Origin of the sequence: Enterobacter sp. BNK-16, from assembly GCF_048684955.1 — a bacterium.
Taxonomy (GTDB): Bacteria; Pseudomonadota; Gammaproteobacteria; order Enterobacterales; family Enterobacteriaceae; genus Enterobacter; species Enterobacter bugandensis.
This window is the reverse complement of the sequence record NZ_JBLQTQ010000001.1, coordinates 4,421,403-4,441,321: the sequence shown is the minus strand read 5'-3', so window position 1 is coordinate 4,441,321 and position 19,919 is coordinate 4,421,403. Positions and strand designations below refer to the sequence as shown.

The following is a 19,919-nucleotide window of genomic DNA, read 5'->3' as shown; positions in this document are numbered from 1 at the left end:
CCGTTAATTAAGCCAGGCGCCGAGCGGTAACGTCACGTCCAGCAGGCGGTCAAAGGCGTACCACAGTAAAATCCCCATCACCACGCCTGAGATCCCCGCCGCGGGGAGGGTGGCGTTAAACAGCATGCCGATGACCATCGTCAGAATGGCGGTCGCCACCGGGAAGCCGAGCCACTCAAAGCCCCAGGCATACATCAGCAGGACAATCACCATCACCAGCAGACGCTGCAGAATGCGACGCGGCGGCCACTCGACGGTATCCGGGTGGCGAAGCAGCAGCGCCACCGAGCAGAGCAGCATCAGGCCGACGATGCCCATCGGGAAGGGGCGGGGTCCCACGGGTTCATAGCTGTATTCGCTGTGGATCTGCCAGGCGACAAACATCCCGCCTACGCAGAGCAGCAGCCATATCCCGGCAAAAATACGATCGCTCATAGCGCCTCCGGTTATTTCGCCAGGCCAAAGGCTTTCGCCTGTTCGCGGTAGTCATTCACCTGTTTTTTGACGTACTCATCCAGTGGCTTACCGGTCAGGTTAAACTCAAACAGTCCGCGCAGATCGCGCTGTTTCTTAAATTCTTCCGTCTGCTGGAGTTTGTTGAACGCGTCGACCCACCACTGGTACTCGGCGTCGGTCACTTTTGGCCCGACGAAGAAGCCGCGGATGATCGGCCAGACCAGGTTATAACCCTGCTCTTTGGCGGTCGGGACGTTCGCCAGCTGGCCCGGCAGACGGTTTTCCGAGAAGACCGCCAGCACGCGGATTTTATCCCCGCTCAGGTACGGCACCATCTCGCTGAGATCGCCGGAAACGGCCTGAACGTGGTTGCCCATCAGCGCAGTGACCGGTTCGCCGCCACCCTCAAAGGCCACGTAGCGCATCTTGTGCGGGTCAACCTTCGCCTGCTGGGCGAGAAGGGCCGCTTTCATCCAGTCCTGGCTGCCGATAGACGCCCCTGCGCCAATCACCACGCTGTTCGGATCTTTTTCCATAGCGGTCAGCAGATCCTTCAGGGATTTCCACGGGGAATCGGCACGCACGGCAATCATTCCGTAGTCGGTGCCGACGGTCGCCAGCCAGCGCACGTCGTCCACACCGTAGCGGCCAAACTTGCCCTGCGACAGGTTCAGCAGTGAGCCGCCGGAGAAGGCCACCACCGTTCCCGCTTCCGCCGGACGTTGCGCGACAATCGCGTTATAGGCCACCGCGCCCACGCCGCCTGGCATGTAGGTGACGCGCATCGGTTTCTCAATGGCCTTCGTCTCCAGCAGGCTGACCTGAATAAGCTTGCAGGTGAGATCGAAACCGCCGCCCGGTTTGGCCGGGGCGATACATTCGGTACGGGACGGAGCGTCCTGGGCCTGAACGACAGAGGTACTCAACAGCAATACGCTTGCAGCAAGGGTAGAAAGTAATTGTTTTTTCATCGTTTATCCTCACGCCGGGGGTACGGGTCTTTTTTCTGATTATGTGAACCACCTTGTAGCGGTTCCGTTGCGTGATTGTTAAAACAATAACCTTTCATTTCCCTTTCAACGGGACACCAACTTTACAGGATGTGACATGCGTCTCTTACTCGCAGAAGATAATCGTGAGCTGGCTCACTGGCTGAAGAAAGCGCTGGTGCAGGAAGGCTTTGCCGTGGACTGCGTCTCCGACGGACGTGCCGCCGACCATCTGCTGCAGGGTGAAAACTACGCGGTCGCTATTTTGGACATCGGCATGCCCGGTTTTGACGGCCTGGAAGTGGTCCACCGCCTCAGAAAACGGGGGCAGACGCTGCCGGTGCTGTTTCTTACCGCCCGCAGCAACGTGGCGGATAGGGTGAAGGGACTGAACGCCGGGGCAGATGACTATCTGCCAAAACCGTTTGAGCTGGAGGAGCTTGACGCGCGTCTGCGCGCCCTGTTGCGCCGAAGCGAGGGTCGAACGCAGGAGCGCCAGCGCCTTGGGGAGCTGGAGTATGACGACGAGGGCTTTTTCCTGCTGCGCGATGAACCGCTTTCCCTGACGCCGCGGGAGCTCTCCCTGCTGAAAGTGCTGATGCACCGCCGGACCCGTCCGGTTTCACGACAGCAGCTTTTCGACCAGGTGTTCAGCCTGAACGACGACGTCAGCCCTGAAAGCATCGATCTCTATATTCACCGGCTGCGTAAGAAGCTGACCGGCAGCGGCGTGCGGATCACCACCCTTCGGGGGCTTGGGTACGTGCTGGAGTGCGGCGATGAGGTGGGTTAAGCCGCAGTCGCTCTATCTGCAGCTGCTGCTTTTCCTGGGCCTGCCGCTGCTGCTGCTGTGGGGGTTGTCGGCCTTTAACAGCTACGTTAGCGCGCTGCAGGCAGCCACGCAGGCCTACGATCGCACGCTGTTATCCTCTGCCCGCACCATTTCCGAGCGGCTGGAGGTGCGCAACGGCAGGCTGGCGGTGGGCGTGCCCTGGGTTGTGCTCGACAGCTTTGAGCTCAACATGAACGACCGGCTCTACTATAAGGTGGTCGACCCCGACGGCCGGGTGATCTCCGGCTATGACGATCTGCCGAAGATGCCGCCTGCGACGTCGCGCACCACGCTCTATCCGGCGCTGGCCTGGTTTTACCACACTGAATATCGCGGCCAGGCGATTCGGGTGGCGCGCCTGCTGCAGCCCGTAAATGAAGATAGTGTTTTTGGCATGGCGGAGATTTACGTCGCCGAGACGCTCCAGTCCCGCCGCTATCTCGCCAGCCAGCTGCTCTTTTCATCCTGGGTTTCACAGGGGCTGCTGGTGCTGCTGACGCTGGTGCTGACCGCCTGGCTGCTGCGCCGCGTGCTGCGCCCAATGCGCCAGCTTTCGTCACTGATGGTGCGGCGCGAGCCGGGCCTGCTCGCACCGCTGCCGGAGCTGCTGCCCTGGTCGGAGACCCGGCTGCTGATAGTCGCCTTTAACCGCTATATCGACCGGCTGCGCGGCGTGCTTTCGCGTCAGGAACGCTTTAACGCGGATGCGTCGCACCAGCTCAAAACGCCGCTGGCGGTGCTTAAAACCCAGGTCTCCGTCGCCCTCGCGCGTCAGGATCCCGCCCTGTGGCAGGAGAGCCTGCGGGCAATGAATGCCACCCTGGACGACACTATCGTGCTCACCGAGCGGCTGCTGCAGCTTTCAGCGGTGAAGGGAAAAGAGCAGGGGGATCGTCATTTCACGCCTGTGGATCTGGTTCAGGTGGTGCAGAACTGCTGCTTTTCCCGGCTGGCGCAGGCGCGGAGCAAGGCGATCGATTTAGGATATGACGGTGTACAGCAGCCGGTCACGATCGAAGGCGATGACGTTCTGCTGGGCGAGTTGTGCGCCAACCTGCTGGAGAACGCGATTAAATATACGCCTGCAGGCGGGACCGTGACCGTTTTCCTGCGCGTGGATGGCGGCGTCGTTGAGCTGAGCGTTGAGGACAGTGGCCCCGGCATTGAAGAGGATCAGATCTACCAGGCGATGCAGCCTTTCCACCGTCTGGACAACGTCGGGAACGCCGCCGGTTCCGGAATTGGGCTGGCGCTGGCGGCGGATATCGCCCGGCTGCATCGCAGCCATTTGCAGCTGACCCGCAGCGAAACGCTGGGTGGCCTTTGCGTCAAAATGCGCTTTCTGCTGCTTACGTAAAAAAGCCGAGGGTTTCAAATCGTTACAATCTTCCTGTCCGCCGCACGCAGAGTGCTTGATCCCCCGGAGACTCAGGTTAAAATCTCGCGGTTTTGGGGCTTCTCTATAATTATGCAGGATCGCGATAATGAAAAAAGTGGCATTACTGGGCCTCGGCCTGATGGTTGTATCTGCGGCGGCTAACGCCATTAGCATTAATGGTTCGGCGGGTCAGGACTATACCCACCTCGGTTTTGGCATGGGTACTGACACCTCCGGTCTGGCAATGACCGGCGGCTGGACGCACAACGATGACGACGGCGATGCTGCAAGCCTCGGCCTCGGTCTGAATATTCCTCTTGGCCCATTCCTGGCCACCGTTGGCGGTAAAGGCATCTACACCAACCCGAACGACGGTGATGAAGGGTACGCAGCGGCAGTGGGCGGCGGCCTGCAGTGGAAAATTGGCGACAGCTTCGGCCTGTTTGGTGAGTACTACTACTCTCCGGATTCCCTCTCCAGCGGCATCGACAGCTATGAAGAAGCCAACGCCGGCGCGCGCTGGACCATCATGCGTCCGATTACCATCGAAGCGGGCTACCGTTATCTGAACCTGGCCGGTAAAGACGGCAACCGCGATAACGCGCTGGCTGACGGCCCGTACGTGGGCGTGAGCGCAGGCTTCTAATCGTTCCGGCGCGGCGTTCCGTCGCGCCAGTTTCTCTCATCTCCACCCCGCGTTTGCGCTATAGTGTTTTGACCAAATAAGCGGGAGAACACAATGATTAACGTGGAGATGTTATCCACCGGCGACGAAGTGCTGCACGGACAGATTATTGATACCAATGCTGCCTGGCTTGCCGATCTTTTCTTTGAGCAAGGATTACCGTTAACGCGCCGCAATACCGTGGGCGACAATCTGGAGTCACTGGTCGCTGTTCTGCGCGAGCGCAGTGAACAGTGCGACGTGCTGATCGTGAACGGCGGGCTCGGCCCCACCGGTGACGATCTCAGCGCGCTGGCCGCCGCGACCGCAAAAGGCGAAGGGCTGGTGCTGCACGAGGCGTGGCTTTCGCAGATGGAACGCTTCTTCTCCGAACGTGGCCGCGTCATGGCCCCCAGCAACCGCAAGCAGGCTGAAATTCCCGCCAGCGCCGAGCTGGTTGATAACCCGGTCGGTACCGCATGCGGGTTTGCCATGCAGCTGAATCGCTGCCTGATGTTCTTCACGCCGGGCGTGCCTTCCGAATTTAAGGTAATGGTCGAGCAGCAGATCCTGCCGCGCCTTCGCGACCGTTTTACCCTGCCTGAACCTCCGCTGTGCCTGCGTCTGACCACCTTTGGCCGCTCGGAAAGCGATCTGGCCCAGAGCCTTGACCACCTTCCGCTGCCGCCGGGCGTCTCCATGGGCTATCGCTCCTCTATGCCGATCATTGAACTCAAATTAACAGGACCGGCCACGCAGAAAGAGGCGATGCTGGCCCTGTGGCCTGAGGTGCAGCGCGTGGCGGGCGAAAGCCTGATTTTTGAAGGGACGGAAGGGTTGCCTGAGCAGATTGCAAAACATCTGCAGACTCGCCAGCTCAGCGTGACCTTAAGCGAGCAGTTCACCGGTGGCCTGCTGGCGCTGCAATTGTCGCGCGTCAACGCGCCGCTGCTCGCCAGCGAAGTGGTGCCGTTTCAGCAGGAGACCCTGGCGCAAACCGCCCGCTGGGCTTCCGAAAGAAGGGTGAAGCATTTTGCCGGTCTGGCGCTGTTTGTCGGCGGGCTGGATGAGGATTACCTCAACTTCGCGCTGGCGACGCCGGAAGGCACCTGGGCGCTGCGGGTAAAAATGAGCATCACCCGCCACAGCCTGGCGGTGCGTCAGGAGGTGTGCGCCATGATGGCGCTGAATATGCTGCGCCGCTGGCTCAACGGCAAAGAGGTCGCCAGCGAGCACGGCTGGATTAACGTTGTCGAGTCGCTGTTCGTTGAGTAATGCCTGTGCCGGGGCCTTTCGCCCCGGCAACGTTCAGCCCAGCGCTTTCGCCAGCAGGGTAATCGGATGTTCGCAGCGCTTGCTGGTGGACATCTCAATCTGCCATTTACAGGTTTCGCAGTCCGTCACCACGATATCCGCGCCGCTCTCTTCAATCTGGCGGAACAGCGGGGCGCCAATTGCCTGCGAGGTTTCGTAGTTTTCACGCTTAAAGCCGTAGGTGCCTGCGATGCCGCAGCAGCGCGAATCCAGCACCGTCAGCTCCAGCCCCGGAATTAACCGCAGCAGTTCCAGCGTATAGAGCGACCAGCCCATTTTCTCCATATGACACGGGGTGTGATAGACCACCTTCAGCGGCAATGTTCCCAGCGGCAACGTCTTTCCGCTGTCCAGCTTGCGCCAGAGGAAGCGCGTCGCCAGCTCGATGTGCTCGCGCAGTCCGGCGTTATCCACGTCCAGCAGGTGCGGATACTCATCGCGCAGGGTGAAGGTGCAGGTGGACGACGTCGCCAGCACCGGCATGCCTTTATCCACAATCGCTTCGCGCAGGGAGGTGACGTTGCTTTTGGCCTGCCTGCGCGCTTTATCGGTAAACCCGTTGGCAATCAGCGGCACGCCGCAGCACTTCTCTTTGCTAAGCAGCTGTACGCCGGTTCCCATGGCGTTCAGCACCTTCAGCAGGTCTTTTCCCAGCTGCGGGTGGTTGTAGTTCACATAGCAGCCGTGGAAAAAGGTTACCCGATCGTCGTACTGCGCCTGCTGCTCCGCGACGGTTTTATACCAGCGACGGAAGGTGCCGTGAGAATATTTTGGCAGGCTGCGGTGATGGTCTATTTTAAGCGTGGCATCCAGCAGCTGACGCACCGGCTTGAGTGAGGTTGCGGCATTCACCAGCGGGGCAAACGGCGTGGAGACGCTGCCCATCAGATCGGTATGGCTCAGGATCGCATCGCGCAGTGTCGGCTTTTGCGTGCTGTAGCGCGCCCTGGCGCGCTGGATGATGTCGCCGATTTTTACGTCCGACGGGCAGGCGACCTCGCAGCGCTTGCAGTTGATGCAGTATTTCAGCGCCTCGTCGTACAGCCTGCCGTCCTTCAGGCGCAGGCGCTCGCCGTCCGGCCCGGCCTGCTTTGGCCCGGGGTAGCGCGGGTTTACGCCGCTGACCGGGCAGACGGTGGTACAGACCGTGCATTTAATGCAGCTTTCGAAACGGGTATCGTTCATTGTTCAGCCTCCACGCGCTGGATAATCTGCTCGGCTACATACAGCGCCGTGACGGCGCAAACCCCGCCGCCGCATCCCTGGGGGATCGGATCGTATCCGCCCAGCAGCGAGCCGATGGCAAAAAGATTACCGACGGGCATACCGGAAAGCTGCGGATGTAGCCGGTTATCGACAATTACGCCAAACTGCTGCCAGGGCTGCGGCGTGAAGAAATCACACTGATACCAGTCCGCGCGGGAAGCGGTTTGCCGCACATCCAGCCCCATAATCGCTTCCCGGATGCCCTCCCGGCTGCTCAGCAGCCCGTTGCTGAAGAAGCTCCCGCTCGCCAGCACCGTATAGCGGGCGCGAAGCGGAATATCCTCGTGGTTGCGCGTCCAGATTTCGCTCACCGCGCCGTCGGTCAGGGTGATTTTTTTCACCTCGTCACCCGCCATCCACACGCCGCCCTGCGCAACAAACTGGCGCTGAAGCTGGGTGTGCAGACGAATGCCGGGTACGGAAGGGGGAAGCGTCGGCAGTAAACCGAGCGTGCAGGGCAGACGATCCGAGAGCCAGCGCCAGAGCCGGTTGTCGTTTAAACCAAAGCAGGCGGGCATTAACAGGGCATCGCAGGTTTCACCGAGCGGCCTGAGCGCGTCATACAGCAGCGGCCATTTGTCCTCGTTATCCAGAAAACGGGCGATATTCACCGCGCGAAACTCGCTCGGGTTATCGCGCAGGATATCCAGCTCGGGCAGCTCTATTTCTGCCGTGTCGGCGTTGATGCCCTGGCGACAGAGCGAGGCCGCCGCGAGATGGGGTTGAAAATCCAGAAAGCCGCTGATACCCACCACCCGCACTCGTCCCGCGCTGACGGGGGCCACGGGGACTTCCTCCGGGCTGAGCCACGCGGAGCGCAGGGTGCCGAGCGGCGTGATGCGCTGGTGATTTTGCCTGGCGCTTCCCTTCAGACGCGCGCCGCAGCCCGCCAGCAGCGCTTCGGCTTCCAGCGCAAAGCGGTCAATATGCTGCGCGCCAACCAGGTGATAGGGGTGCTCCGGCGGCAGCCTGTCGCGGTACGCTTCGTCCACCAGATCCAGCGATCCCGACGAGAAGTGCAGGGCGCTCTGGCCGCGGGTGATAATGGCGCAGCGCAGCCCCTGCTTCGTGAGTTTGATGCCGCAGAGCAAGCCTGCCAGCCCGCCGCCGACGATTACGGTATCAAATTTCATCGTGTTGCTCCTTCTCCAGGCCGCAAAGCGCCTGATAGACCCAGCGGGTAAATTCGCTTTCGCGCAGGGCATCGCCCCAGGCGACAGGCTGAATGCCTTTCCAGCGCTCGTTCAAAAACGCGCTGAGCTGATCGAGCGACTGGGTGGCGGTGGTGGTATGAAAACGCTGCAGCAGCCCGGCGGCACGGCAGGCGCACAGCTCGCCCTGACAGGTCCCCATTCCGACGCGGGTGCGGCGGCGGAGATCCAACAGGCTGTTGACCGTCAGGTTCTCTACCGCGTACTGCACTTCGCCTGCGGTAACGGCTTCGCACTCGCATACCAGGCTGCGGCTCAGTCGTCCTTCACCGAGCCACTGCGGCGTTCTGTCGCCGTGGCGGTAGATGGCCGAACCGCGCAGTGGCGCGGGCAGGGAGATGATTTTTTGCAGCGTTTTTTCGGTAGACTGGCGCGATCCCGGCAACGGCTGTTCTGCGGTAACGCACGGTTCGGTATTTCCGAGCTTGCGGCAGACGGCATCGGTCGCCCACTCGGCCATCAGCCGGTAGGTCATCAGCTTGCCGCCGGTAATGGTGATAAACCCGTCCATGCCGTCGCGCTCGGCGTGATCGAGCAGCACGATGCCCCGACTGACGTTACGTCCGCTCGGATCGTTATCGCTGGCGACAAGGGGACGCACGCCCGCGTAGGCGCGCAGAATACGCGTCTGCGCCATCACCGGCGCCAGCTTTTCCCCTTCACGCAGCAGAATATCCACTTCTTCGGCGGTGACCCGGTTGACGTCAATGTCGCTGTAGTCAACGTGCGTTGACGTCGTACCGATGAGCGAAATGGTGTCGCCCGGCACCAGAATGTCGGCGTCAGACGGTTTGCGGCAGCGGTTGATGACGTGGTTATTGATGCGGTGGTCAAGGATCAGCAGCGAACCTTTGGCCGGGAACATGCGGATGTATAAATCGGCGTATTCCGCGATGCGCTGGCCCCAGATCCCCGCCGCGTTGACCACCACGGCGGCGTGCAGCTCGCTGTGCTCGTTATACTGCGTATCAAACACCCGCACGCCGCAGATGCGATGACCCTCGCGGATAAGCCCGGTCACTTCATGTCCGGTCAGAATGCGCGCGCCATGCTCGCGGGCGTCCAGCATGTTGGCGGCGGTCAGGCGGAACGGATCGACGGTGCCGTCAGGCACCTTCACCGCGCCGATCAGCGCCGGGTTCACCGACGGCTCCAGCCGCCGGGCCAGCGCCGGATCCATGGCCTCCGCCTGAATGCCCGCTGCAGTACAGGCGGTTATAAAGGTTGACTGAAAGGCGAGGTCATCTTCGGGAAGGGTAATAAAGAGGCCGTCGGTCGGCTCTATGCAGTGTCGGGCGATACGCTTGAGGATCTGGTTTTCAGCGATACATTCGCGCGCGGATTCACCGTCGGTGACCGCATACCGCGCGCCGCTGTGCAGCAGGCCGTGGTTACGCCCCGTCGCGCCGGTGGCAATATCGTGGCGCTCCAGAAGCGTGACGCTTAAGCCGCGAAGGGCGCAGTCGCGTGCGATGCCGGCGCCGGTTGCGCCACCGCCAATGATAATCACATCGCTGTAGCGTGGATCGTGAATTGTCATTGCCTTTCCTCTATGTTCGTTTTTTAGCATTTAGCCACATAGAACGTGTGGTTTGTTTGATTTCGAACATAAACGCGCGAAATTCGAAACTGAAACGTGATTTCATGCGCTTTTTTGCGCATTATGTCATATTTCTGTAACAATCTGTGCGTTGATTCACAGTAACAAACCGCATGTTTTTTTAACATCCCCGCCTCTGTAACCGGGCGCGAGATGCCTGGTCATTTTTTGAAAGGCCACGGAGGCTGTTATGCTCAGTATCTTCAAACCTGCGCCGCATCGGGCGCGACTGCCAGAGGCAGAGATCGATCCTCTCTACCGCCGTCTGCGTTGGCAAATCTTCCTCGGGATCTTCTTCGGGTATGCGGCGTACTATCTTGTACGTAAAAACTTTGCGCTCGCCATGCCGTATCTGGTGGAGCAGGGCTTCTCTCGCGGCGACCTGGGCTTCGCGCTGTCGGGGATCTCCATCGCCTACGGTTTTTCCAAATTCATCATGGGTTCCGTGTCGGACCGCTCGAATCCGCGCGTGTTCCTGCCCGCCGGTCTGATCCTCGCGGCAGCGGTCATGCTGTTCATGGGCTTTGTGCCGTGGGCGACGTCCAGCATTGCCATCATGTTCGTGCTGCTGTTCCTCTGCGGCTGGTTCCAGGGGATGGGGTGGCCGCCGTGCGGACGTACCATGGTGCACTGGTGGTCGCAGAAGGAGCGTGGCGGCATTGTGTCGGTGTGGAACTGCGCGCATAACGTCGGGGGCGGGCTTCCACCTCTGCTGTTCCTGCTGGGGATGGCCTGGTTCAACGACTGGCACGCGGCGCTCTACATGCCTGCCTTTGGTGCTATTCTGGTGGCGATTATTGCCTTCGCACTGATGCGCGACACGCCGCAGTCCTGCGGGCTGCCGCCAATCGAAGAGTACAAAAACGACTATCCGGATGACTACAGCGAGAAGCACGAAGAAGAGCTGACCGCGAAACAGATCTTCATGAAGTACGTGCTGCCGAACAAGCTGCTGTGGTACATCGCGGTGGCGAACGTGTTCGTATATCTGCTGCGCTACGGCATCCTCGACTGGTCCCCGACCTACCTGAAAGAGGTGAAGCACTTCGCGCTGGATAAATCCTCCTGGGCGTACTTCCTGTATGAATACGCCGGGATCCCGGGCACGCTGATTTGCGGCTGGATGTCGGACAAAGTGTTTAAAGGCAACCGCGGCGCAACGGGCGTGTTCTTTATGACCCTGGTGACCATCGCGACTGTCGTTTACTGGCTTAACCCGCCGGGTAACCCATCAGTAGACATGGCCTGTATGATCATTATCGGCTTCCTGATTTACGGCCCGGTGATGCTGATCGGTCTGCACGCGCTTGAGCTGGCGCCGAAAAAAGCGGCGGGCACGGCGGCAGGCTTTACCGGTCTGTTTGGCTACCTCGGTGGTTCCGTCGCGGCGAGCGCTATCGTGGGCTACACCGTTGACTTCTTCGGCTGGGACGGCGGCTTTATGGTGATGATCGGCGGCAGCGTGCTGGCGGTTCTGCTGCTGGTTGTTGTGATGATCGGCGAGAAACGTCACCACGCGGAAGTGCTGGCGCGTCGTCAATAAGGAGCATTGCGATGAAATTAACTCCATTAACCACCGGCCTGCTGCTGGCAGGCCTGATGACTGGCTCTGCCCTGGCGGCCGATAAAATCGTTATCGCCCACCGCGGTGCCAGCGGCTATCTGCCGGAGCATACGCTGCCGGCGAAAGCGATGGCCTATGCCCAGGGGGCGGATTACCTGGAGCAGGATCTGGTGATGACGAAGGACGACCAGCTGGTCGTCCTGCATGACCACTATCTTGACCGCGTCACGGACGTGGCGGAGCGTTTCCCGGACCGCGCGCGCAAAGACGGTCGTTACTACGCCATCGACTTTACCCTGGATGAAATTCGCTCTCTGAAGTTTACCGAAGGCTTTGAGATTGAAAACGGCAAGAAGGTGCAGGTCTACCCGGGACGCTTCCCGATGGGCAAATCTGACTTCCGGATCCATACCTTCCAGGAAGAGATTGAGTTTGTTCAGGGGCTGAACCACTCGACCGGTAAAAATATCGGTATCTACCCGGAAATCAAAGCGCCGTGGTTCCACCATCAGGAAGGGAAGGACATTGCCGCGAAGACGCTGGAGGTGCTGAAACAGTACGGCTACACCAGCAAGAAGGACAAAGTTTACCTGCAGTGTTTTGACGCAGCCGAGCTGAAGCGCATCAAAACCGAGCTGGAGCCGAAGATGGGGATGGATCTCAATCTGGTGCAGCTGATTGCCTACACCGACTGGAACGAAACCCAGGAGAAACAGCCGGACGGGAAGTGGGTGAACTACAGCTACGACTGGATGTTCAAGCCGGGCGCGATGAAGCTGATTGCGCAGTACGCTGACGGCATCGGGCCGGATTATCACATGCTGGTGGCGGAAGGCTCAACGCCTGGCCACGTGAAGCTGACGGCGATGGTGAAAGAGGCGCACGCCAGCAAGATGCAGGTGCATCCGTACACGGTGCGTGCCGACCAGCTGCCGCCATATGCCACCGATGTGAATCAGCTTTACGAGGTGTTGTATAAGCAGGCGGACGTGGACGGGCTGTTTACGGATTTCCCGGATAAAGCGGTGACGTTCTTAAAATAGAAAAAGGGCCGTAAGGCCCTTTTTTACATCTCGATCTCAATATCGCCTTTTGCCCGGCAGCAGCAGGGCAAAATTTCCCCTTCACTGATAAAGGCCAGCGGTTCGGTTAGCCAGTCCACCTGGCCTGCGACCAGACGGCAGCGGCAGGAGCCGCAATAGCCTTCACGACACTGGTACTCTACCTCCACCTGATGCGCTTCAAGCGCCACCAGCAGGGAAGGGTGCTCTTCCTGGCACAGCACTTCGGTGCCAGAAAGGCTCAGCGTTACGCGCGTCATCAGAGCTGGAAGTCGCTCAGGTCGTCGGTGTTGACTTCAGAATCAATCTGACCGACCAGATAAGAGCTCACTTCCACTTCCTGCGGCGCAACCTGCACGTTATCGGATACCAGCCAGGTGTTGATCCACGGAATCGGGTTAGAGCGCGTCTGGAACGGCAGGTCCAGACCAACCGCCTGCATGCGGATGTTGGTGATGTACTCCACGTACTGGCACAGAATATCTTTGTTCAGGCCAATCATGGAGCCGTCGCGGAACAGGTAGTCTGCCCACTCTTTCTCCTGCTGAGCCGCCAGCACGAACAGGTCGTAGCACTCCTGCTTGCACTCTTCGGCGATTTCCGCCATCTCCGGGTCGTCCGTACCGCTGCGCAGCAGGTTCAGCATGTGCTGGGTGCCGGTCAGGTGCAGGGCTTCGTCACGAGCGATCAGACGGATGATTTTGGCGTTGCCTTCCATCAGCTTGCGCTCGGCAAAGGCGAAGGAGCAGGCGAAGCTCACGTAGAAGCGGATCGCTTCCAGGGCGTTAACGCTCATCAGGCAGAGGTACAGCTGCTTTTTCAGCGCGCGCAGGTTCACGGTAACGGTTTTGCCGTTCACGCTGTGGGTGCCTTCGCCCAGCAGATGCCAGTAGCTGGTCATCTCGATCAGCTCGTCGTAGTAGTGCGCAATGCCTTCCGCGCGCTTCTGGATCTGCTCGTTAGTGACGATATCGTCAAACACCACCGCCGGATCGTTCACGATGTTGCGGATGATGTGGGTATAAGAGCGGGAGTGGATCGTCTCGGAGAACGCCCAGGTTTCCACCCAGGTTTCCAGCTCAGGAATCGAGATCAGCGGCAACAGCGCCACGTTCGGGCTACGGCCCTGAATGGAGTCCAGCAGCGTCTGGTACTTCAGATTGCTGATGAAAATATGCTTTTCGTGATCCGGCAGCGACTGGTAATCAATACGGTCGCGGGAAACGTCAACTTCTTCCGGACGCCAGAAGAAGGAGAGTTGCTTTTCAATCAGCTTTTCGAAGATGTCATATTTTTGCTGATCGTAGCGTGCCACGTTGACCGGCTGGCCGAAGAACATTGGCTCTTTGAGCTGGTCGTTTTTCGTCTGTGAAAAGGTGGTATATGCCATGAGTGTGTCCTGTCTTACGAAATAAAGGCGGGGATATCCCCGCCCTTCATTAGATCTTACATGCGCCGCTTTCGCAGCCATCGTCCTGAATTGACGGTACCAGGTCGTCCTGCGCGTCTTCTGCACCGTCACGGGTGTTGTGATAGTACAGCGTTTTCACGCCAAATTTGTAGGCGGTCAGCAGGTCTTTCAACAGCTGCTGCATTGGTACCTTGCCGGACGGGAAGCGCGTCGGGTCGTAGTTAGTATTGGCAGAGATCGACTGGTCGATAAACTTCTGCATGATACCCACCAGCTGCAGGTAGCCGTCGTTGTTTGGCATCTCCCACAGCAGCTCGTAGTTGTTGCCCAGCGTTTCGTAATCCGGCACCACCTGACGCAGCACGCCGTCTTTCGACGCTTTAATGCTGACGTGGCCGCGCGGTGGCTCAATACCGTTGGTGGCGTTGGAGATCTGCGAAGAGGTTTCGGACGGCATCAGGGCAGAGAGCGTGGAGTTACGCAGGCCGTGCGTTTTGATGGACTCGCGCAGGCCTTCCCAGTCCAGGTGCAGCGGCTCGCTGACGATCGCATCCAGGTCTTTCTTATAGGTGTCGATCGGCAGAATGCCTTTTGCATAGGTGGTTTCGTTGAACCACGGGCACGCGCCTTGCTCTTTCGCCAGCTCGTTAGAGGCTTTCATCAGGTAGTACTGAATCGCTTCGAACGTCTGGTGCGTCAGGTTGTTAGCGCTGCCGTCGGAGTAACGCTTGCCGTTTTTTGCCAGCCAGTAGGCGAAGTTGATCACGCCGATACCCAGGGTACGACGGCCCATTGCGCCGCGTTTAGCGGCCGGGATTGGGTAATCCTGGTAGTCCAGCAGGGCATCCAGCGCACGTACCGCCAGCACGGCCAGCTCTTCCAGCTCGTCCAGACTTTTAATCGCACCCAGGTTGAACGCGGAGAGCGTACACAGGGCGATTTCGCCGTTTTCGTCGTTCACGTCTTCCAGCGGTTTGGTTGGCAGGGCGATCTCCAGGCACAGGTTAGACTGGCGCACTGGCGCAACCGCCGGATCAAACGGGCTGTGGGTATTGCAGTGGTCAACGTTCTGGATGTAGATACGGCCGGTAGAGGCGCGCTCCTGCATCATCAGGGAGAACAGGTCTACCGCCTTCAGGCGCTGTTTACGGATGCTGTCGTCTTTTTCATATTTGGTGTACAGACGCTCGAACTCGTCCTGATCGGCGAAGAACGCGTCATACAGGCCCGGGACGTCGGACGGGCTGAACAGGGTGATGTCTTCCCCTTTCAGCAGACGGGTGTACATCAGCTTGTTGATCTGCACGCCGTAGTCCATGTGACGCACGCGGTTGCCTTCCACGCCGCGGTTGTTTTTCAGTACCAGCAGGCTTTCCACTTCCAGGTGCCACATTGGGTAGAACAGGGTCGCTGCGCCGCCGCGCACGCCGCCCTGAGAGCAGGATTTTACCGCCGTCTGGAAGTGCTTGTAGAACGGGATACAGCCGGTGTGGAACGCTTCACCGCCGCGAATCGGGCTGCCCAGCGCGCGGATGCGACCGGCGTTGATGCCGATACCGGCACGCTGGGAGACGTATTTCACGATGGCGCTGGAGGTGGCGTTGATGGAATCCAGGCTGTCACCACACTCGATCAGTACGCAAGAGCTGAACTGACGGGTAGGGGTGCGCACGCCAGACATGATCGGCGTTGGCAGAGAAATTTTGAACGTCGATACCGCATCGTAGAAACGCTTCACGTAGTCCAGACGGGTGTCGCGCGGGTAGTTTGAGAACAGGCAGGCAGCCACCAGAATATAGAGGAACTGGGCGCTTTCGTAGATCTCACCGGTCACACGGTTCTGAACCAGGTATTTGCCTTCGAGCTGCTTCACCGCCGCGTAGGAGAAGTTCATGTCGCGCCAGTGATCGATAAACCCGTTCATCTGCTCGAACTCTTCTTCCGTATAGTCTTCCAGCAGATGCGTGTCGTATTTGCCCAGCTCAACCATTTTCACCACGTGATCGTAAAGCTTTGGCGGCTCGAACTGGCCGTAGGCTTTCTTACGCAGGTGGAAAATCGCCAGACGCGCAGCGAGGTACTGATAATCCGGTGCGTCGCGGGAGATCAGATCCGCCGCTGCTTTGATAATGGTTTCGTGGATATCAGACGTTTTGATGCCGTCGTAGAACTGAATGTGGGAACGCAGTTCAACCTGGGAGATAGATACGTTGTTCAGCCCTTCTGCTGCCCAGTCGAGAACTCGATGGATTTTGTCCAGATTGATACGCTCGGTAGTACCGTCGCGCTTTGTCACCAGCAGACTCTGATTCATGTGGGTTTTACCTGTCCGTGAAATAAAAAATATCCCCCGCTTATCCACAGATCCGTCTTGTGACTAACTCTGTGGATAAATACTACATATAGGGGGTTTGCGATAAGAAAAACGCTATATGGTGAGTATTCTAGTATCGAATCTTTTCAGCACAAGGGTTGATTTTGAGGTTAAATTGAGGTTGTGAAAGGGTAAAAAAGCGTAAGTCCTCGTACCGTAAGGCCTGGAAGAGATGTCAATAATTAAGAAAAAAAATTCAAAATTTGATCGAGTGCTGATTTCTTCAACGGGCGGTCAGAATTGCGCAACATGATGTCGCGCAATCTTTATAAGAATAACGAATGACGTTAGTCGTTTTTGGCGGTTGTGTGCAACATATAGTTAACATCTACGCCCGGTGCGAGTTTGAATTTATCCGTTAGCGGGTTGTAGTGCAGGCCCGTGATGTGCTGCTCCTTAAGCCACGTCTGGTCAACCCAGCCCAGCAGTTCGGCAGGCTTGATAAACTTCTTCACGTCGTGCGTCCCTTTCGGCACCATGCGCAGCACATATTCTGCGCCGACCACGGCCATCAGCCAGGCTTTACCGTTGCGGTTAATTGTCGAGAAGAAGACCTGGCCGCCCGGCTTCACCAGTTTTGCACAGGCGTTTACCACGGACTGCGGATCCGGAACGTGCTCCAGCATCTCCATGCAGGTCACCACGTCGTACTGGTGAGCATGTTTTGCCGCGTGCTCTTCCACGGTTTCCTGCACATATTCCACCTGTATACCGGACTCCAGCGCATGAAGACGGGCAACCTGTAGAGGCTCGAAGCCCATGTCCAGGCCGGTGACGGTGGCCCCTTCGCGCGCCATGCTCTCCGCCAGGATGCCGCCGCCGCAGCCGACGTCGAGCACTTTCTTACCGAACAGACCGCCGGAACGCTCCGCGATATAGCCCAGACGCAGCGGGTTAATGCGATGCAGCGGTTTGAACTCACCTTCGAGATCCCACCAGCGGGACGCCACCGCTTCAAATTTGGCAATCTCTTCGTGGTCAACGTTGTGTGCCACCGGGGATTTTTCGGCATTCATGGGCGCTTTTACTCCTTATTTAGCAAGACAAATGAGTATATCAGGCAATCCCTGTGAATAAAGCGTATAGGTTTACCTGTATCACCGCGGCTGTGTTATAATTTGCGACCTTTGAATCCGGGATACAGTAGAGGGATAGCGGTTAGATGAGCGACCTTGCGAGAGAAATTACACCGGTTAACATCGAGGAAGAGCTGAAAAGCTCCTATCTGGACTATGCGATGTCGGTCATTGTTGGCCGTGCGCTGCCGGACGTCCGCGATGGCCTGAAGCCGGTACACCGTCGCGTACTATACGCCATGAACGTATTGGGCAATGACTGGAATAAAGCCTACAAAAAATCTGCCCGTGTCGTTGGTGACGTAATCGGTAAATACCATCCCCATGGTGATTCCGCGGTGTACGACACCATTGTCCGTATGGCGCAGCCATTCTCGCTGCGTTATATGCTGGTAGATGGTCAGGGTAACTTTGGTTCTATCGACGGCGACTCCGCCGCGGCAATGCGTTATACGGAAATCCGTCTGGCGAAGATTGCCCATGAGCTGATGGCCGACCTGGAAAAAGAGACGGTTGATTTCGTTGATAACTACGACGGCACGGAAAAAATTCCTGACGTTATGCCAACGAAGATCCCTAACCTGCTGGTGAACGGCTCGTCCGGTATCGCCGTGGGTATGGCGACCAACATTCCGCCGCACAACATCACGGAAGTGATCAACGGCTGCCTGGCCTATATCGACGATGAAGACATCAGCATTGAAGGGCTGATGGAACACATTCCGGGCCCGGACTTCCCGACGGCGGCGATCATCAACGGTCGTCGCGGCATTGAAGAAGCGTACCGCACCGGTCGCGGCAAGATTTACATCCGTGCCCGCGCCGAAGTAGAAGCGGACGCCAAAACCGGCCGTGAAACTATCATTGTTCACGAGATCCCGTATCAGGTGAACAAAGCGCGTCTGATTGAAAAAATCGCCGAGCTGGTAAAAGAGAAACGCGTTGAAGGCATCAGCGCGCTGCGTGACGAGTCTGACAAAGACGGTATGCGCATCGTGATTGAAATCAAGCGCGACGCGGTGGGTGAGGTTGTGCTGAACAACCTGTACTCCCAGACTCAGCTTCAGGTCTCCTTCGGTATCAACATGGTTGCGCTGCACCATGGTCAGCCGAAGATCATGAACCTGAAAGAGATCCTGAGCGCGTTCGTGCGTCACCGCCGCGAAGTGGTGACCCGTCGTACCATCTTCGAACTGCGCAAAGCGCGCGATCGCGCTCATATCCTTGAAGCACTGGCCGTTGCGCTGGCGAACATCGACCCGATCATCGAGCTGATCCGCCGTGCGCCGACGCCGGCAGAAGCGAAAGCGTCGCTGGTTGCGCGTCCGTGGGATCTGGGCAACGTGGCGGCGATGCTGGAACGTGCGGGCGACGACGCCGCGCGTCCTGAGTGGCTCGAGCCTGAATTCGGCGTGCGTGACGGTCAGTACTACCTGACTGAACAGCAGGCCCAGGCGATTCTGGATCTGCGCCTGCAGAAGCTGACCGGCCTTGAGCATGAAAAACTGCTCGACGAGTATAAAGAGCTGCTGGAGCAAATTGCTGAGCTGCTGCACATCCTGGGTAGCGCCGAGCGCCTGATGGAAGTGATCCGCGAAGAGCTTGAGCTGGTCCGCGATCAGTTCGGCGACGAGCGTCGTACCGAAATCACCGCGAACAGCTCTGATATCAACATTGAAGATCTGATCAACCGCGAAGACGTGGTAGTGACTCTGTCTCACCAGGGCTACGTGAAGTATCAGCCGTTGACCGACTACGAAGCACAGCGTCGTGGCGGTAAAGGTAAATCTGCGGCACGTATTAAAGAAGAAGACTTCATTGACCGTCTGCTGGTGGCCAACACCCACGACACGATCCTCTGCTTCTCCAGCCGTGGCCGTCTGTACTGGATGAAGGTCTATCAGCTGCCGGAAGCGAGCCGTGGCGCGCGCGGTCGTCCAATCGTCAACCTGTTGCCGCTGGAAGCGAACGAACGTATCACCGCCATCCTGCCGGTACGCGAGTACGAAGAGGGCGTGAACGTCTTTATGGCTACCGCCAGCGGTACCGTGAAGAAAACCGCGCTGACCGAGTTCAGCCGTCCACGTTCCGCCGGGATTATCGCGGTAAACCTGAACGAAGGCGACGAGCTGATCGGTGTGGATCTGACCTCTGGTTCTGATGAAGTGATGCTGTTCTCTGCGGCCGGTAAAGTGGTGCGCTTCAAAGAGAATGCCGTGCGCGCAATGGGTCGTACGGCGACCGGCGTGCGCGGTATTAAGCTGGCGGGTGAAGACTCCGTTGTTTCCCTGATCGTTCCACGTGGCGAAGGCGCAATCCTGACCGTCACCCAGAACGGCTACGGTAAACGTACGGCGGAAAGCGAATACCCGACCAAGTCACGCGGCACGCAGGGCGTTATCTCCATCAAGGTTACCGAGCGCAACGGTTCTGTTGTGGGCGCGGTGCAGGTGGACGATGCCGACCAGATCATGATGATCACCGATGCCGGTACGCTGGTGCGTACGCGTGTATCCGAGATCAGCGTGGTGGGCCGTAACACCCAGGGCGTTATCCTCATCCGTACGGCGGAAGATGAAAACGTGGTCGGTCTGCAACGCGTTGCTGAGCCGGTGGACGACGAAGAGCTCGATTCCATCGACGGCAGCGTCGCGGAAGGTGATGATGAAATCGCACCGGAAGCAGAGAGCGACGACGACGCAGCGGATGACGCTGACGAGTAA

At 58.6% G+C, this 19,919-nt stretch carries 16 protein-coding genes; 7 read left to right on the top strand and 9 right to left on the bottom strand.

Translation table 11 applies throughout. From position 1 onward, the window contains the following. Nucleotides 1–3: 3 nt before the first annotated feature. Both ACMGGH_RS21325 and ACMGGH_RS21320 read right to left on the bottom strand, forming a co-directional pair. On the bottom strand, nucleotides 4–435 hold the full coding sequence (locus tag ACMGGH_RS21325; RefSeq protein WP_014884622.1) for a tripartite tricarboxylate transporter TctB family protein: 432 nt from the start codon (nucleotides 433–435) through the stop codon (nucleotides 4–6). An 11-nt stretch (nucleotides 436–446) separates the two neighbouring features. Further along, a complete protein-coding gene (locus ACMGGH_RS21320; protein WP_047363034.1) occupies nucleotides 447–1,427 on the bottom strand; it encodes a Bug family tripartite tricarboxylate transporter substrate binding protein in 981 nt (326 codons plus the stop codon). 136 nt (nucleotides 1,428–1,563) lie between these two features. On the opposite strand from ACMGGH_RS21320, the gene tctD reads away from it, so the two are divergent. The 4 genes from tctD (at nucleotide 1,564) to ACMGGH_RS21300 (ending at nucleotide 5,594) form a co-directional block, all read left to right on the top strand. Further along, nucleotides 1,564–2,238, top strand: a complete 675-nt coding sequence (gene tctD / locus ACMGGH_RS21315; protein WP_232948409.1) for a transcriptional regulator TctD — start codon at nucleotides 1,564–1,566, stop codon at nucleotides 2,236–2,238. Next, a complete protein-coding gene (locus ACMGGH_RS21310) occupies nucleotides 2,225–3,634 on the top strand; it encodes a sensor histidine kinase (protein WP_232948410.1) in 1,410 nt (469 codons plus the stop codon). Before tctD ends, ACMGGH_RS21310 begins: the two co-directional genes overlap by 14 nt. 127 nt (nucleotides 3,635–3,761) lie before the next feature. After that, the gene (locus ACMGGH_RS21305; RefSeq protein ID WP_028013913.1) at nucleotides 3,762–4,301 is read left to right on the top strand and encodes a YfaZ family outer membrane protein; all 540 of its coding nucleotides are present in this window, start codon (nucleotides 3,762–3,764) and stop codon (nucleotides 4,299–4,301) included. 93 nt (nucleotides 4,302–4,394) lie between these two features. Next, the gene (locus ACMGGH_RS21300) at nucleotides 4,395–5,594 is read left to right on the top strand and encodes a nicotinamide mononucleotide deamidase-related protein YfaY (RefSeq protein WP_192979350.1); all 1,200 of its coding nucleotides are present in this window, start codon (nucleotides 4,395–4,397) and stop codon (nucleotides 5,592–5,594) included. Between the two features lie 33 nt (nucleotides 5,595–5,627). Here ACMGGH_RS21300 and glpC read toward each other — a convergent pair whose 3' ends face one another. Genes glpC through glpA form a run of 3 tightly spaced genes read right to left on the bottom strand, consistent with a single transcriptional unit; the run spans nucleotide 5,628 to nucleotide 9,650 of the window. Then, nucleotides 5,628–6,818 carry an anaerobic glycerol-3-phosphate dehydrogenase subunit GlpC gene (gene glpC, locus ACMGGH_RS21295; RefSeq protein WP_192971272.1) on the bottom strand — a complete coding sequence of 397 codons (1,191 nt, stop codon included), beginning with the start codon at nucleotides 6,816–6,818 and terminating at the stop codon, nucleotides 5,628–5,630. After that, the gene (gene glpB / locus ACMGGH_RS21290) at nucleotides 6,815–8,032 is read right to left on the bottom strand and encodes a glycerol-3-phosphate dehydrogenase subunit GlpB (RefSeq protein WP_059357065.1); all 1,218 of its coding nucleotides are present in this window, start codon (nucleotides 8,030–8,032) and stop codon (nucleotides 6,815–6,817) included. The genes glpC and glpB overlap by 4 nt, the downstream gene beginning before the upstream one ends. Then, the gene (gene glpA / locus ACMGGH_RS21285; RefSeq protein ID WP_232948411.1) at nucleotides 8,022–9,650 is read right to left on the bottom strand and encodes an anaerobic glycerol-3-phosphate dehydrogenase subunit A; all 1,629 of its coding nucleotides are present in this window, start codon (nucleotides 9,648–9,650) and stop codon (nucleotides 8,022–8,024) included. Before glpA ends, glpB begins: the two co-directional genes overlap by 11 nt. 250 nt (nucleotides 9,651–9,900) lie before the next feature. On the opposite strand from glpA, the gene glpT reads away from it, so the two are divergent. Continuing rightward, nucleotides 9,901–11,253, top strand: coding sequence for a glycerol-3-phosphate transporter (gene glpT / locus ACMGGH_RS21280; RefSeq protein WP_049000399.1), 1,353 nt, complete (start codon nucleotides 9,901–9,903; stop codon nucleotides 11,251–11,253). Nucleotides 11,254–11,264: 11 nt separating this feature from the next. Beyond that, on the top strand, nucleotides 11,265–12,317 hold the full coding sequence (gene glpQ / locus ACMGGH_RS21275) for a glycerophosphodiester phosphodiesterase (RefSeq protein WP_232948412.1): 1,053 nt from the start codon (nucleotides 11,265–11,267) through the stop codon (nucleotides 12,315–12,317). Between the two features lie 23 nt (nucleotides 12,318–12,340). Here glpQ and yfaE read toward each other — a convergent pair whose 3' ends face one another. From yfaE to ubiG, 4 genes are all read right to left on the bottom strand, one after another. Then, nucleotides 12,341–12,595 carry a class I ribonucleotide reductase maintenance protein YfaE gene (gene yfaE, locus ACMGGH_RS21270; protein ID WP_010433414.1) on the bottom strand — a complete coding sequence of 85 codons (255 nt, stop codon included), beginning with the start codon at nucleotides 12,593–12,595 and terminating at the stop codon, nucleotides 12,341–12,343. After that, a complete protein-coding gene (nrdB, locus tag ACMGGH_RS21265; protein WP_041908962.1) occupies nucleotides 12,595–13,725 on the bottom strand; it encodes a class Ia ribonucleoside-diphosphate reductase subunit beta in 1,131 nt (376 codons plus the stop codon). The genes yfaE and nrdB overlap by 1 nt, the downstream gene beginning before the upstream one ends. Before the next feature lie 49 nt (nucleotides 13,726–13,774). Beyond that, nucleotides 13,775–16,060 (bottom strand): class 1a ribonucleoside-diphosphate reductase subunit alpha, encoded by a 2,286-nt coding sequence (nrdA, locus tag ACMGGH_RS21260; protein ID WP_028013905.1) that lies wholly within the window; start codon nucleotides 16,058–16,060, stop codon nucleotides 13,775–13,777. 347 nt (nucleotides 16,061–16,407) lie between these two features. Next, a complete protein-coding gene (gene ubiG, locus ACMGGH_RS21255) occupies nucleotides 16,408–17,136 on the bottom strand; it encodes a bifunctional 2-polyprenyl-6-hydroxyphenol methylase/3-demethylubiquinol 3-O-methyltransferase UbiG (protein WP_020690665.1) in 729 nt (242 codons plus the stop codon). Between the two features lie 146 nt (nucleotides 17,137–17,282). Between ubiG and gyrA the strand changes: the two genes are divergently transcribed. Then, complete coding sequence (gyrA, locus tag ACMGGH_RS21250; RefSeq protein ID WP_028013903.1) at nucleotides 17,283–19,919, top strand: DNA topoisomerase (ATP-hydrolyzing) subunit A; 2,637 nt, start codon at nucleotides 17,283–17,285, stop codon at nucleotides 19,917–19,919.